A 13,612-nucleotide genomic window follows, 5' to 3' on the forward strand; every position below is an offset into this window, starting at 1 on the left:
CGGGAAGTTACTGGAGCACCTGCGCCCTGCATGCGGGGGTCAAGCTGGATGTTTTTACCCCGCTGGCGGCGCAGTCGCTGACGGCGGCTGAACTCGCCGCCAAGCTCAGCGTTTCCGAGCGCGGACTGGTAATGCTGCTGGATGCCCTGGCTGCGCTGGAACTGTTGACCAAGGAGGGCGACCGCTACGCGGCGACACCCTCTGCTGCCGAGTTTCTCAGCCGCTCGGCGCCAGGCTATCTCGGCCATATCATCCGGCACCACCAGCACCTGGTGGAAGGCTGGGCCCGGCTTGACGAGTCGGTGCGCAGCGGCGGCCCGGTGCGGCGGCGGGTTTCCCATGAGGCGGACAAGGCGGAGCGGGAAAGTTTTCTGATGGGGATGTTCGACCTGGCCATGCTGATCGCGCCCAGGGTCGCAGCCCAGGTCGACCTGTCGGGTCGCCGGCGACTGCTCGATCTCGGCGGCGGGCCGGGCACCTACGCCATTCACTTCTGCCGGCAGAACCCTGAGCTGCAGGGGGTGATCTTCGATCTGCCGACCACCCGGCCCTTTGCCGAGCAGACCCTGGCTCGCTTCGACATGGCTGGGCGCATCGCGTTTGTGGCGGGCGATTTTCTGAGCGATCCGATTCCCGGCACCTATGACGTGGCCTGGCTGTCCCATGTGCTGCACGGCGAGGGGCCAAAGGATTGCGCCAGGCTGCTGGCGAAGGCGGCTGCGGCGCTGGAGCCGGGAGGGCTGCTGCTGGTGCAGGAGTTCATCCTGCAGCCGGATCGTACGGCGCCGCTCTTCCCGGCGCTCTTCTCCCTCAACATGCTGCTGGGGACGCCGGATGGGCAGGCTTACAGCGAACCGGAGTTGCGGAAGCTATTGCGCAGCGCCGGGCTGGAACAGGTCGAGCGGCTGTCGCTGGAGCTGCCGAACGGGGCCGGCATCCTGGCCGCCCGCAAGCCCTGAGGCTGACTGAAAAAATGGCGCGGCTGCTTGTGTTAAGCGGCCGCGCCATTTTTCTTCGGGGGCTTCTCGCGGGTTTAGCGGCTCTGGTCGAGGATGTAGATGACCGCCGCGCGGACGTCCTCATCGCTGAGGGTCGGATCGCCCCCTTTGGCCGGCATGGTGCCTTCGCCGGCGATGGCGACGTGCACCAGGTGATCGACGCCTTCGGTGATATGCGCGGCCCAGGCGGCCTTGTCGCCGAGCTTGGGAGCGCCGGCGACACCAGCGTTGTGGCAGACGGCGCAGGTTTTTTCATAAACCGACTGGCCCGTCGCCATCGAGGCCTGGGCGGCCTCATGGGCTTCTTTAACCCCTTCGTGAGCCTTATCCATGACATGTTCCATGGTGGCCTTGGGCGCCGGCGTTTCCACGGTTTTTTCGACGGTCGGCACCGGTGCGGGCGCTGCTGCCGGCGGGGCTTCTTCTTTGCTGCATCCCGTGGTAATGGCCAGCGCTGCCGCCAGGGCGATCAACCAAGTGTTGCGGGTCATGTTGCCTCCTGTGATGTTGATGACGATGTTCTTAATACGATGGTACAGTTTAGACTTAAAATCTTGAGGTGCAAGTGGCGTTTGTGACGGAACGGATATTTTTAAGCGGGAGCCGGTTATGACCCTGGATCGATTGCGCACCTATCTGAACGCCAAGCCCGGCGCCGTCGAGGAATTTCCCTTCGACCTGGTGACCCTGGTGGTCAAGGTCGGCGGCAAGATGTTCGCCCTGGTCGGCACCGACGAGGCGCCGCTGCGGCTCAATCTCAAGTGCGACCCGCTCAAGGCCGAGGCGCTGCGCGACTATTATCCCGCCGTACTTCCCGGTTACCACATGAACAAGCGCCACTGGAACACTGTGGTGCTCGACGGCTCGATCCCCGACGCGGATCTGCTGGCGATGATCGACGAGTCGTATGAACTGGTGGTGCGGGGAGTGCCGAAAGGGAAAAGGCCGGCGTAGAGAGTTGCGAGTCACGTCCCCTGCCCCGTGCTGCCGTAGTATGAAGAGGGTGCTGCAGGGATTCAGGCGGAGGCGGCGAAGGGGAGCTGTCTTAGCCGGCGTTCCGGAGCGTTTCCGTGACGACGGTTGCCCGACTGGCGCAAAGGGTCGACGCCGAGCACCACCCAGCCGCTGGCCCGCTTGAACGAGTAAATGGCGCGGGTCTCGATCAGGTGGTCGAGGCGAAAGTTTTTTACCATGTCGTATCTTCCGTCGGGATATTTGACCCTGATAAGCATCGTTCCTCCTGAAAAACGTTGACCGCTTCCAGCGGCCTGATCCTTGGCGCCGGGCTGCCCATCCGCTGGCCGCGTTTGTTATTGGCCTGTACTTATGTGCAATATTATCAAGTGGATGTCAAGCAATATGGCGTTGTCCCGGGGCGGGGAAGGCTGTTTTGTCAATTTTGCGTGGCGAGATTCGGGGAAAGGGCAGGCGCAGCTCAGGGACGATTGGCACGCCGATGGTCAGACCCGGTTTCTGCGCAGTTCGTCGAGGGGATAGAAGGTGCCGCGCCAGGTGATCCCGCCGTGCAGGTGGTTGAGGATGGCGGTGCGCAGGACGATGTAGGCGAACAGGGCGGCGGTGACGGGAAAGCCGGCGGCGTACCAGGGGCTGAAGCCGTGAAAACGCGCGCTGTCGGCGATCAGCAGGGTCAGCAGGGCGACCACGGCGAGGTAGACCAGCCGGGTCGGGCCGCTGGTGACCAGCACGGCCAGGTAGGGCCAGACGCTGGCGACCAGTTGGAAGGCGACCCCCCCCAGGGCCAGCCAGAGACGGTAGTCGGTACCGGCGTAGGCGTTCTTTTCGAGGCCGCGGATCAGTTGGCCGACGCTGCTGTACCACTCGACCTGGAGCAGGCCGGTGCCGTAGGCGAGATCCTGCCGGCAACCGGCTTTTTTCACTATTTTGCCGAGCTTGAGATCGTCGTCGGGGCGCAGGGCGATAGTGCGATGGCCGCCGACTTTGCGATAGGCTGCGGCCCGCACCAGGTTGAAAGCGCCGATGCCGATGTGGCAGCGGCTGTTCGGGTCGCGGGCCTTCCAGGGGCGGGTGAAGATGGCGAAAAAGAGGCCGAAGGCGGCGATGAACATGTTCAGCAGCAGCTTCGGCATGTGCGCCTCGGGGGTGGCCGCCAGGTGGTCGAGGCGGTCGGCGCTCAGCAGGGCGACGGCCCGCTTCAGCGTGTCGGGCCGCATCACCACGTCGGCATCGGTAAAGAGCAAAAGCTCGCCGACCGCTTGCTGGCTGCCGAGCCAGAGGGCGTGGTTCTTGCCGAGCCAGCCGGTCGGCAGCTCTGTGACGTGCAGCACCTGCAGGCGCGGCTCGTTCTGGGCCAGCTCGTCGAGGAGCGTCCCGGTGCGGTCTTCGGAGCGGTCATCGACCAGGATCAGCTCCAGCTTCGGGTAGTCGAGCTGCAGCAGCGAGCGTACCGCTTCAGCGATGTTGCGTTCCTCGTTGCGGGCCGCGGCGATCAGCGAGACGGATGGTACCTCCGCCGGCAGCGTCTGCGGCACGTCCCGCAGAAAGCGCAGCTTGCGGCTTCCGATGAGCACATCGACGGCGATGGCGCCGTAGACGGCCAGGATCAGCAGGCCCAGCCAGAACAGTCCCCCCACTATGCGCCGCCGTCCAGTTTCCGCAGCACCTCCAGCGCCTCGGTTACGTGCTTCTCGCCGTTGAGCTGTGAGTTGAACAGGTGGCGGACGGTCCCCTGCCTGTCGATCAGGTAGCTGACCCGGCCGGGGAGCAGGCCGAGGGTTTTCGGCACCCCGAAGGCTTTTCGTAGTTTGCCGTCTTTATCGCTGATGAGCCGAAAGGGGAGCCGGTGATGTTCGGCAAATTTCTGGTGGCTGGCGGCCGAGTCGCCGCTGACGCCGATCACCTCGGCCCCGGCTGCGACGAAGTCCTGGTAGGCGTCGCGAAAGGCGCAGGCCTCCCTGGTGCAGACCGGCGATTCGTCGGCCGGGTAAAAGAAGAGCACCAGCGCCTTTTTGCCGATAAAATCGGCCAGGCCCAGCGGCTGGCCCTGCGGGTCGCTGGCGGAAAAATCAGGGGCCGGGTCGCCGACCTGGATGTTTTTCATGCTTCCTCCTGGCAGGTTTCAATGCGGTAGATTTCCAGCCGGAACGGTCCCTCCTGGTGGTCGGCGATGAGGATTCCGAAGCGCCGGATCCGCGCCGGGTCGAGGGGCGGCAGGTCCGTCAGCTGCTGGCCGTGGTAGCTGGGGCGCAGGGCGCTCCAGGGGATGCGAAAGGTCTGCCGTACTCCGGCCGAGGTCGGCAGCGGCGTCTGGTAGCTGACCCCGTCGAATGCCCGGTCACAACGTACCGAGATCTTGTAGCGTTTGCCGTCCCCCCGCAGGGTCAGCAGCAGTCCCGCCGCCCCTTCGGTCTCGAAATGGCCCGCCTGCGAGCGGATCGAGGCGAAACCGCCGCCGTTTTCAAAGGAGACCCGGCCGGCAAAGACCATCGCCCCGTCTTCCGTCCCCTCGACCAGGCTCTCCGAGCGGCCGCCCATGACCATGTCGTTGACCGGCTGCCAGCGCCTGATCTCTTCGCTGCGGGTGAAGTCGAACAACGTCCGAATGGGTTCCTGCTCGTTCATGGCCCGTTTCCTTTTTCGGCAATTTCAGCAAGTGCCAGCGCCACCGCCTCGTTGTAGGGGATCAGCGGCTCCGGGAGCAGTTTCTGGATGCGGTCCTCCCGGCAGACCACCTCGTTGTCGAGTCCCTTGAGCAGGGCCAGCACCACCTCGCTCTTGACCGGCGACAGCAGTCCGATCAGCTTTGAGGTCAGCCAGGCCGAGAAGACCGGGGTCGGAAAGTAGAGGTTGACCTGGCCGGCGACGCTGGCGAGGTGTTCGAGCATCTCCCGGTAGCTGAGGATGTCCGGACCGCCGATATCGAAGGTCTGCCCGGCGGTTGCTTCCACGGTAAGACAGCCGGCCAGGTAGTGGATCACGTTATCGACGGCGATCGGCTGGCAGCGGGTCTGCAGCCCGGAAAGGTCGGGGATGACCGGTTGGGTGCGGACCAAAAATCGCAGGATGTCGAAGGACGAACTGCCGGCGCCGATGATGATGGCGGCCCGCAGCACGGTGGTGGCAAAGTTTCCCTGCTGCAGGATCTCGCCGACCTCGTGGCGGCTGCGCAGGTGCTCGGATACCGCTTCGTGGGCGCCCAGCCCCGACAGGTAGATGACCCGGCGGACTTTTGCGCGTTCGGCGGCGGCGACGAAATTCTGCGCTGCCGCCCGGTCTTTTTTCGCAAAGTCATGCTCCCCGGCGTCGAGGGAGTGGACCAGGTAGTAGGCGGTGTCGATGCCGTTGAGGGTGTAGGTCAGGGTGTCGGGATCGAGCAGGTCGGCGACAGCGGTTTCGACCCCTTCGGGCAGGGCGGTCTGGTGTTGTCGCGACAGGCAGCGCACCGGGTAGTCTTCGGCCAGCAGTTTTTTGACCAGTCGGCGGCCGATGAAGCCGGTGGCTCCGGTGACGAGAATTTTTGGTTTCATTGGCATTGTTACCCCTGGGAGCTTGTATCTTTTTTCACTGGTATAAATTTAAACCGTCGGGACTCGCCCCGACAGGCGACCTACTTTTCTTTGAAGCGCAAAGAAAAGTAGGCAAAAGAAACTTGCCACTGCGTGGAGCATAAGGATCTCTTTTGCGGTGGCCTTGGTTTCATTTGCCCTTGTGCTGAAGCTGCCAGTCGTTCTTCGTGGCACATCTGCCGCCCTTGGTGGTGGACCCTGCAGTTTTCCTCGTTGAGCAAACACCGGGCTACGTTTTAAAAGCTGATGGAACTTGCCTTTACCTGGTAGAGACGGTGTTTGCTCAGAATTGCTGACTGGTGGCACCCGTATGTGGCTCGCAAGTGGGGCCGACGAAGACGCTCCGGTGGTCAGATGCCAAGGTACGTGATAAGGGGCGACGCCCTTACGCACCAGATATGCGGCGCAGCCAGAGTTTCTTTTGCTTCGTTTTCTTTGCGTTCAAAGAAAATGACGCCGGTTGTCGGGCCGGGACCCGACGGTGTTGCCCTGTCCCCTCCCATGGAAAATCTCCCTCAAGTAAACTCCCCAACCAGTTTCCCCAACTCCGCCAGATCCACCTGCCGTTGATAGAGCGGTCTTTTATCCGTCTTGTAACCGTCCAGCTGCTCTTCGAAGACCGGCTTCTCCTTGCGGTAGAAAACTCCGAGCCGCAGCGGGTCTTCCTCGATAGCCCGGGCAAAGGCCTGGGTGCGGTCGCCCGGGTCATGGTCGGGGTCGAGGTAGCGGGTATGGGACTCGAACCACTGGTAGGTGTTGAGCTTGTTGAAGGTCACGCAGGGCTGCAGCAGATCGACCAGGGCATAGCCGGGGTGGCGGATGGCCTGCTGCAGGATGTCGAGGGTCTGCTCCTTGTGGCCAATAAAGGCGCGGGCGACGAAACTGGCATCCAGCGAGATCGCAACGGCCAGCGGGTTGAACGGCTCGAGGATGACGCCGGCTGGCTGCAGCGGGGTGGCGAAGCCGCGCTGGCTGGTGGGGGAGGCCTGCCCCTTGGTCAGACCGTAGACCATGTTGTTGTGGACGATGTTGGTCAGGTCGGGATTGCGGCGGATGCAGTGGATGAAGTGGTTGCCCCCTTCGCCGTACATGTCGCCGTCGCCGCTTTCGGCGATCACCGTCAGTGCCCGGTTGCTCGCCTTGATGGCGGTCGCCGCCGGCAGGGCGCGGCCGTGCAGGCCGTTGAAGAAGTGGGTCTGCAGGTACTGGGGGATCTTGGCGGCCTGGCCGATTCCCGAGACCATCACGGTCTGCTGCGGGTCGAGCTTGAGTTCGGACATGGCTTCACTGACCAGCTTGAGGATGCCGTAATTGCCGCAGCCGGGGCACCAGGCGATATCGCAGCCTTCGCGGACAAAGGGATTGGCTTTCATAAGGTCACCTCCTGCCGCAGCCGGGTTTCCAGGTTTTCGACACTGAAGGGCATGCCGTCGTACTGCAGCCAGTCGGCGTCGGCCCGGCGGCCGGTTTCCCGCTGGATCAGGCGCGCAAACTGGGCCGTGGCGTTGTTTTCGATCACGATCAGCCGCCGCGCCCGCAACAGCAGCTCTTTCACTTCATCGGTCAGCGGGTAGATCTGGGGGCAGAAGAGAAAGGCGGTTTGCGGATCATCGACCCGGGCCCGGGCTTCTTCGATCGCCGGGCGGGTCGAGCCCCAGCCGACCAGTAGCCGTTGGTAGTTCGCCGGCCCGAACAGCCGGTGGGGCAGCGCCAGCTCGCCGCGCAGCAGGGCGAGTTTCTTCAGCCGCTTGTCGACCATGGCGATGCGCACCTCGGCGCGCTCGGTGATGAAGCCGGCCTCGTCGTGCTCGTCGCTATCCAGGCAGACCAGCCCTTTCCCATGGCCGGGGATGCCCCGCGGCGACAGACCGCTTTCGGTGAGAAGGTAACGGCGGTAGTCGGCGGCCGTTTCGCCGATATGGTGTTCCGGGGGCGCTGCGGGAATCGGTAAGGCCGGGACGTTGCAGCTGCTGTCGAGCAGGTACTGGTCGGTGAGGATGATCACCGGCGACTGGCTGGCGTCGGCCAGGGCAAAGGCTTGCCGCGCGCAGTCGAAGGCGTCTTCGAGGGTGCCGGGGGCGAGGATCGCCCGGGAAAATTCCCCGTGCCCGGCGTACAGGGCCAGGTCGAGGTCCCCCTGCTCGGTGCGGGTCGGCAGCCCGGTGGCCGGGCCGGGGCGCTGGGCCAGGTGGACGACCATCGGCAATTCCATGCTGCCGGCCAGGCTGATTCCTTCGCCCATCAGGGCGAGCCCGCCGCCGGAGGTGCTGACCATGGCCCGGCCGCCGGCGTACCAGCTGCCGAGCCCCATGTTGATGGCGCTGATTTCGTCCTCGGCCTGTTCGACGACGATGCCGAAGCGTTCGGCGCAGCCGGCCAGGAACTGCAGCACCCCGGTCGAAGGGGACATCGGGTAGGAGCCGATGAAGTTGCAGCCGCCGGCGATGGCCCCGAGCCCCACCGCCTGGGAACCGTTCAGGAAAAGCTGGCCGGCGATCCCGGCATCCGCCTCGATGCGGCAGCTCAGTTGCTTCTGCCTGGCGGCGGCCTCGCCCCGTTCCCGGCCCAGCCCGGCGGCGCGCAGATTCTTCTCCAGCACTTCGCTGTCATGGTCGAACAGCCCCTTCAGAACGGTTTCCAGGGTCGCTGGCTCGAGGCCGAGCAGGGCGGTGACGAAACCGCAGGCCACGGCGTTGGCGTAGATTTTTTCACCCACCTGTTTCGCCAGTTCGGCCATGGGCAGGGGGAGCAGTCCGGCCACGTCCTCGAAAACCACCGGATCGCCGATCACCAGGGTGTCCGCCGAGATGCGCGGCTGCAGCCAGGCCAGGGCGTCGCGGTCGAGCAGCACGCAGAGATCCATCCGCTCGGCATAGGCCCGCACCCGATTTGACGCCGCCCGGATGCTGGTTGAATTGCTGCCGCCGCGGATCCGCGACATGAACTCTTTAGTCGAAAAGACATGCCGGCCGCTGGCTTTCAGGGTGCGCGTCAATATCGTTTCAATGGTCTGAATGCCCTGGCCGGCCTCGCCGCCGAGGACTATGCTGACCTCGTTGCTGAATGTCGGTTGCGTTTGCACGGCTGGTTCTCCTTTCCCGCTGGCGGATTCCGGTTGACACTTCTCTAGTATAGACGGCGTGTCCGGATTTGCATTGTTGCCGGCGATTCCCCTCGTCAAGGCAGGATGTGGTAAAATGTAAGCGTAAGACCGGCAGAAAGGAGTTTTTATGAAAAAGGATCGATTTGAACATCACTGTCTCGAAGCCGAGGCCGGAAATGATGCGTTTGTTGCCCATCCCGCAAGCGGCGAAGAGGGCAGGGTCATCGAATGTAGCCTGAAGTTGGGGCACTTGGTGGTACAGACTTCCGACAACCAGAGACGTTGCTGGGACTTTCATGAGTGTGAAGATCTGAACCATCCCAAATCCGGGCCGATGATCTGAGTTGATAGAAATATTACCAGCAACGAAAAAAGGCGCCGAACGCGCCTTTTTTATTTCCTCGGAGATGACCGCTTTTGCGCCGAAAGTGCCGTCTTGACAGGCCGGCGGCTACCGGTAGACTTCTATTCCCGAGGACAAAGCGTATCGTTGCTGGATAGAACCCAACCCACACAATGGGAGGACAAAATGAATGTTTATGACTTCGCTATGAAAATGGAGCTCGACGGAAAAGCGTATTACCAGAAAATGGCCGAAAAGACCAAGCTGCCCGGCCTGAAAAAGATCTTTCTCCAGCTTGCCGAAGATGAACAGAAACATTACGACATTTTCCAGGGGCTGAAGAAAAAGACGCCGTCGGCCATGGCGGCGACCACCGCCCTGGACGAGGCGAAAAACGTCTTTGCAAAACTGTTGAAAGAGAAATCGGCCGCCGCCGAAATCGGAGGGGATCTCGAGGGGTATCGCTATGCCATGAAGCTCGAGGCCGACAGTTATCGTTTTTACGAGGACGCCGCCAGCCGTGAGCCGGATGCCAAGGTCAAGGATCTTCTGCTCAAGGTTGCCGGTGAAGAGCAGAAGCATTTCAATATTCTGCAGAACGTCTTCGATTTCGTCAACGCGCCGAACCAGTACCTGGCCTGGGCCGAGTTCAGCAATCTCGATGAATTCAGAAACTTCGGCCGGGGCTGATCGTATCGCGGGGAGGCATGCATGACCTTAAACCTCACGCAAAAAATCCTGACCGAGCACCTGGTCGAGGGGCGCCTGGTTCCCGGCGAGGAAATCGGCCTGTGCATTGACCATACCCTGCTGCAGGACGCCACCGGCACCATGGCCATGCTCGAATTCGAGGCCTTGGGACTCAACCGGGTCAAGGCTCAGCTGTCGGCCCAGTATGTCGACCACAACCTGCTGCAGACCGACTTCAAGAACGCCGACGACCACCGCTACCTGCAGACCGCCTGCGCCCGCTACGGCATCCATTTCAGCCGGCCCGGCAACGGTATCTCCCACCAGGTGCACATGGAGCGTTTCGGCCGGCCGGGGCTGACCATGCTCGGGGCCGACAGCCACACCCCGGGCGCCGCCGGGGTATCGATGCTGGCGATCGGCGCCGGCGGCCTCGATGTGGCCATGGCCATGGCCGGGCTGCCCTATTATCTCCCCTGCCCGAAGGTGCTGGGAGTCCGATTGAGCGGACAGCTGCCGGACTGGGTCAGCGCCAAGGACGTTATCCTCGAACTGCTGCGCCGCTACGACGTCAAGGGGTGCGTCGGCAAGGTGATCGAGTATTACGGCCCCGGCGTCGTCACCCTTTCGGCCACTGACCGGGAAACCATCGGCAACATGGGGACCGAACTCGGCGCCACCAGCAGCATCTTTCCTTCCGATGGGCGAACCCGGGAATATCTCCTCGCCCAGAAGCGCGGCAGCGCCTGGCGGGAGCTCAAGGCCGCCGCCGGCTGCGATTACGACGAACACGCCGAGCTCGACCTGGCCAAGGTTGAGCCGCTGATCGCCTGCCCCTCGTCGCCCGGCAACGTCAAGACGGTACGCGAGGTGGCCGGGCTCAAGGCCGACCAGGTGATCATCGGCTCATCGGTCAACTCCTCGTATCGCGACCTGATGGTGACCGCCCGCATCATCGAGGGGCGTCACGCCCATCCCGACACCTCGCTGCACATCAACCCCGGCAGCCGCCAGGTGCTGGAAAACGTCGCCGACAGCGGCGGCGTCATGGCCCTGCTGCTGGCCGGCGCCCGGATCCACCAGAGCGGCTGCCTGGGCTGCATCGGCATGGGGCAGGCGCCGGGAACCGGCCAGGTCTCCCTGCGCACCTTTCCCCGCAATTTCCCGGGACGCTCCGGCACCAAGGGCGACCAGGTTTATCTCTGCTCGCCGGAGACCGCCGTCGCCGCGGCCATCAAGGGGGTGATCACCGACCCCCGCGACCTGGGGCAGGAGATGGCCTATCCCCGCATTAAAGATCCGGAAAGCTACGTGGTCGACGAATCCTCCATCATCTTCCCCACCGAGGCATTGCGCCAGACCGAAGTCAAGCGCGGGCCCAACATTCAGCCGTTCCCCGAGTTCGACCCCCTGCCCGAAGCGATTGAAGCCACCGTGGCGATCAAGGTCGGCGACAACCTCTCCACCGACGGCATCATGCCCGCCGGCAGTGAAATCCTGCCGCTGCGCTCCAACATCGCCGCCATCAGCGAGTACGTTTTTCACCAGGTCGATCCCGGGTTCGTCGGCCGCATCAAGGCGCTGGAGCAGGCCGTGGTGATCGGCGGCGACAACTACGGGCAGGGCTCCAGCCGCGAGCACGCGGCCCTGGCGCCGCGCTACCTCGGGGTGCGGGCAAAGATCGCCAAGAGCTTCGCCCGCATTCACAAGGCCAACCTCTGCAACTTCGGCATCGTGCCGCTCACCTTCAAGAATCCGCAGGACTACGAGGTTATCCAGGACGGCGACCGGCTGGTTTTCCACGACCTGCGCAAGCGTCTGGAGCGCGGCGACAGCGAGATCCCTGTGCGGGTTGGCGGTCGCGAGATTCTGACGCTGCTGGAGGTTTCTGAGCGCCAGCGGCAACATTTGCTGGCCGGCGGGACCCTCGGCTACATCAAGACCGAATTGGCCAACCGATAGCTGCTTTTCAATGCAACAACCACCAAAGAAAGGAATCCATCATGGGAACCCACCACATTATTGACGGCTGCATCAACTGCGGCGCCTGCGCGGCGGTCTGCCCGGTCAACGCCATCACCGACACGGGCGACGTGCATGTGATTGACAAGGATACCTGCATCGACTGCGGCGCCTGCGACGAGGTCTGCCCGGTCGATGTCATCCAGTGGGAGATCACCGCCTGATCCGCTTGCCGACGACCGGCCTCTCCGTGAGGCCGGTCCTTCGTTGGGGTATTGACTGACCGGATTCGACTCAAGGCAACGGGATGTCTTCCGTTGGTCAGACCTTGATTCCCTCCCCTTAGATAAACCTTCCGAAGTATATTTCTTGCGTCTGATCCGCAAATGTGGGATTTACTGTGACAATCTTTTTTTGCCACATCCTCGGCCACGTTTAATTGCGAGACGACTATCCATGACTTCCTGGGAACTGATCGATACGGCACAGATACCTGGCGGCGGCGGTGAACTGCAACTCTACAAGCGCGACTCCGAATTCTCGATCAGCGTCGAGGGGGAGGGGGTGCTGATGAGCACCTGGGCCCACCAGTCCGAAGATGTGCTGGCTGAAATTGCCTGTACCAAGCTCACGGACCGGCCTGCACCAAAGGTGCTGATCGGCGGACTGGGGATGGGCTTCACCCTGGCCGCCGCCCTGCGTCACCTCGGCGCCGATGCGGAAGTGGTGGTGGCCGAACTGATTCCGGCGGTGGTGGCGTGGAACCGCGGCCCGCTTGGCGAGCATGCGGGCAATCCGCTGCAGGATCCACGGACCAGGGTTCGCGAGGGGGATGTCGCCAAAATCCTCAAGTCGGAGCGCAAGGCGTACGACGCGATCCTGCTCGACGTCGATAACGGCCCCGAGGGCTTCACCCGGCAGAAAAACAACTGGCTCTATTCCTTCGACGGCCTGACCGCGTCCTACGAAGCGCTGCGGCCGATGGGCCTGCTGGCCGTCTGGTCGGCCGGTCCTTCCCGCAACTTTCGGGAACGCCTGCGCAAGGTCGGCTTCAAGGTGAAGCAGAGCCGGGTGTGGGAGCAGGATGACAAGGGCGACCTGCATACGATCTGGCTGGCCGAGCGGGGCCCGTAACTGTGCTGAAGGCAAGGTGTCTGATCGTTCCTTCATCGCAGAGGCGGACATGACGAGACAAGAGGCCCTTGCGGCCCTGATGCAGGATGAACTTTTCGACCTTCTGATCGTCGGCGGCGGCGCCACTGGTTGCGGCATTGCCGTGGACGCGGCGCTGCGGGGGCTGAAGGTCGCCCTGGTGGAGCAGAACGATTTCGCCGAGGGGACCAGCGGCCGCAGCACCAAGCTGGTTCACGGCGGCGTGCGTTACCTGGAAAAGGCCGTCAAGCACCTCGACAAGGCCCAGTACGACCTGGTCAAAGAAGGGCTGCACGAGCGGGGCGTGCTGCTGAAGAACGCCCCCCACCTGTCGAATCCGCTTCCTTTTGTTGTGCCCCTGTACCGATGGATTGACGTTCCCCAGTTCTGGGCCGGGCTGAAGCTCTATGACCTGCTGGCCGGAAAGATGGGGATCGGCCACAGCCGCTTGCTGAGCCGTAACGATGCCCTCAAGCGCTTTCCGATGCTCAAGGCCAAAGGGCTCAAAGCCGGAATCCTCTATTACGACGGCCAGTTCAACGACGCCCGGATGGCGGTGGCCCTCGCCATGACCGCCGCCGACCATGGCGCGGTGGTGGCCAATCACGTCGAAGTCACCGCCCTGCACAAGGAAAACGGCCGGGTCGCCGGCGCCCAGCTCAAGGACCGCCTGACCGGCAGCGCATGGACGCTGCGGGCCAAAGGGGTGATCAACGCCACCGGGCCCTTCGGCGACCGCCTGCGCCAGCTGGACGACCCCGCCGCCGCGCCGATCATCACCACCAGCACGGGGATTCACATCGTGCTCGACAAGCATTTC

16 protein-coding genes are annotated in these 13,612 nt (G+C 63.3%); 8 read left to right on the forward strand and 8 right to left on the reverse strand.

Features of this window, described 5'->3' with window-relative positions:
- Nucleotides 1–959: methyltransferase (locus ABYV89_RS08210; RefSeq protein ID WP_432822465.1), on the forward strand; the 959-nt coding region annotated here is incomplete at its 5' end.
- Between the two features lie 74 nt (nt 960–1,033).
- Here the strand turns inward: ABYV89_RS08210 and ABYV89_RS08215 are convergent.
- Nucleotides 1,034–1,489: a c-type cytochrome gene (locus tag ABYV89_RS08215; RefSeq protein WP_432822466.1), complete on the reverse strand. Its 456-nt coding sequence runs from the start codon at nt 1,487–1,489 to the stop codon at nt 1,034–1,036.
- 118 nt (nt 1,490–1,607) lie between these two features.
- Here ABYV89_RS08215 and ABYV89_RS08220 point away from each other — a divergent pair, with 118 nt between their 5' ends.
- A complete protein-coding gene (locus tag ABYV89_RS08220; RefSeq protein ID WP_432822467.1) occupies nt 1,608–1,952 on the forward strand; it encodes an MmcQ/YjbR family DNA-binding protein in 345 nt (114 codons plus the stop codon).
- 62 nt (nt 1,953–2,014) lie between these two features.
- Here the strand turns inward: ABYV89_RS08220 and ABYV89_RS08225 are convergent, their stop codons facing one another.
- The 7 genes from ABYV89_RS08225 to ABYV89_RS08255 all read right to left on the reverse strand — a co-directional run bounded on the left by ABYV89_RS08225 (nt 2,015) and on the right by ABYV89_RS08255 (nt 8,624).
- Entirely contained in the window at nt 2,015–2,230 is a 216-nt protein-coding gene (locus ABYV89_RS08225; RefSeq protein ID WP_432822468.1) for a GSU3473 family protein, read from the reverse strand.
- Nucleotides 2,231–2,458: 228 nt separating this feature from the next.
- A complete protein-coding gene (locus ABYV89_RS08230) occupies nt 2,459–3,610 on the reverse strand; it encodes a glycosyltransferase (RefSeq protein ID WP_432822469.1) in 1,152 nt (383 codons plus the stop codon).
- Nucleotides 3,610–4,077 (reverse strand): peroxiredoxin, encoded by a 468-nt coding sequence (locus ABYV89_RS08235; protein WP_432822470.1) that lies wholly within the window; start codon nt 4,075–4,077, stop codon nt 3,610–3,612. The genes ABYV89_RS08230 and ABYV89_RS08235 overlap by 1 nt, the downstream gene beginning before the upstream one ends.
- Nucleotides 4,074–4,598, reverse strand: a complete 525-nt coding sequence (locus ABYV89_RS08240) for a CIA30 family protein (RefSeq protein ID WP_432822471.1) — start codon at nt 4,596–4,598, stop codon at nt 4,074–4,076. The genes ABYV89_RS08235 and ABYV89_RS08240 overlap by 4 nt, the downstream gene beginning before the upstream one ends.
- On the reverse strand, nt 4,595–5,503 hold the full coding sequence (locus ABYV89_RS08245) for an NAD(P)H-binding protein (protein ID WP_432822472.1): 909 nt from the start codon (nt 5,501–5,503) through the stop codon (nt 4,595–4,597). Before ABYV89_RS08245 ends, ABYV89_RS08240 begins: the two co-directional genes overlap by 4 nt.
- A 554-nt stretch (nt 5,504–6,057) precedes the next feature.
- Nucleotides 6,058–6,915, reverse strand: a complete 858-nt coding sequence (locus tag ABYV89_RS08250; RefSeq protein WP_432822473.1) for a thiamine pyrophosphate-dependent enzyme — start codon at nt 6,913–6,915, stop codon at nt 6,058–6,060.
- On the reverse strand, nt 6,912–8,624 hold the full coding sequence (locus tag ABYV89_RS08255; RefSeq protein ID WP_432822474.1) for a 2-oxoacid:acceptor oxidoreductase subunit alpha: 1,713 nt from the start codon (nt 8,622–8,624) through the stop codon (nt 6,912–6,914). Before ABYV89_RS08255 ends, ABYV89_RS08250 begins: the two co-directional genes overlap by 4 nt.
- A gap of 148 nt (nt 8,625–8,772) precedes the next feature.
- Between ABYV89_RS08255 and ABYV89_RS08260 the strand changes: the two genes are divergently transcribed.
- From ABYV89_RS08260 to ABYV89_RS08285, 6 genes are all read left to right on the forward strand, one after another.
- Nucleotides 8,773–8,988, forward strand: coding sequence for a hypothetical protein (locus ABYV89_RS08260; protein WP_432822475.1), 216 nt, complete (start codon nt 8,773–8,775; stop codon nt 8,986–8,988).
- Nucleotides 8,989–9,174: 186 nt separating this feature from the next.
- A complete protein-coding gene (locus ABYV89_RS08265; RefSeq protein WP_432822476.1) occupies nt 9,175–9,678 on the forward strand; it encodes a ferritin-like domain-containing protein in 504 nt (167 codons plus the stop codon).
- A 21-nt stretch (nt 9,679–9,699) separates the two neighbouring features.
- Complete coding sequence (locus tag ABYV89_RS08270) at nt 9,700–11,640, forward strand: aconitate hydratase (RefSeq protein WP_432822477.1); 1,941 nt, start codon at nt 9,700–9,702, stop codon at nt 11,638–11,640.
- 38 nt (nt 11,641–11,678) lie between these two features.
- Nucleotides 11,679–11,864 carry a DUF362 domain-containing protein gene (locus ABYV89_RS08275; protein WP_432822480.1) on the forward strand — a complete coding sequence of 62 codons (186 nt, stop codon included), beginning with the start codon at nt 11,679–11,681 and terminating at the stop codon, nt 11,862–11,864.
- Between the two features lie 232 nt (nt 11,865–12,096).
- Nucleotides 12,097–12,774 (forward strand): spermidine synthase, encoded by a 678-nt coding sequence (locus tag ABYV89_RS08280; RefSeq protein ID WP_432822478.1) that lies wholly within the window; start codon nt 12,097–12,099, stop codon nt 12,772–12,774.
- Between the two features lie 49 nt (nt 12,775–12,823).
- The coding region (locus ABYV89_RS08285; RefSeq protein ID WP_432822479.1) for an FAD-dependent oxidoreductase at nt 12,824–13,612 on the forward strand (789 nt) is incomplete at its 3' end.

Source organism: Trichloromonas sp. (genome assembly GCF_041583255.1).
Classification (GTDB): Bacteria; Desulfobacterota; Desulfuromonadia; order Desulfuromonadales; family Trichloromonadaceae; genus Trichloromonas.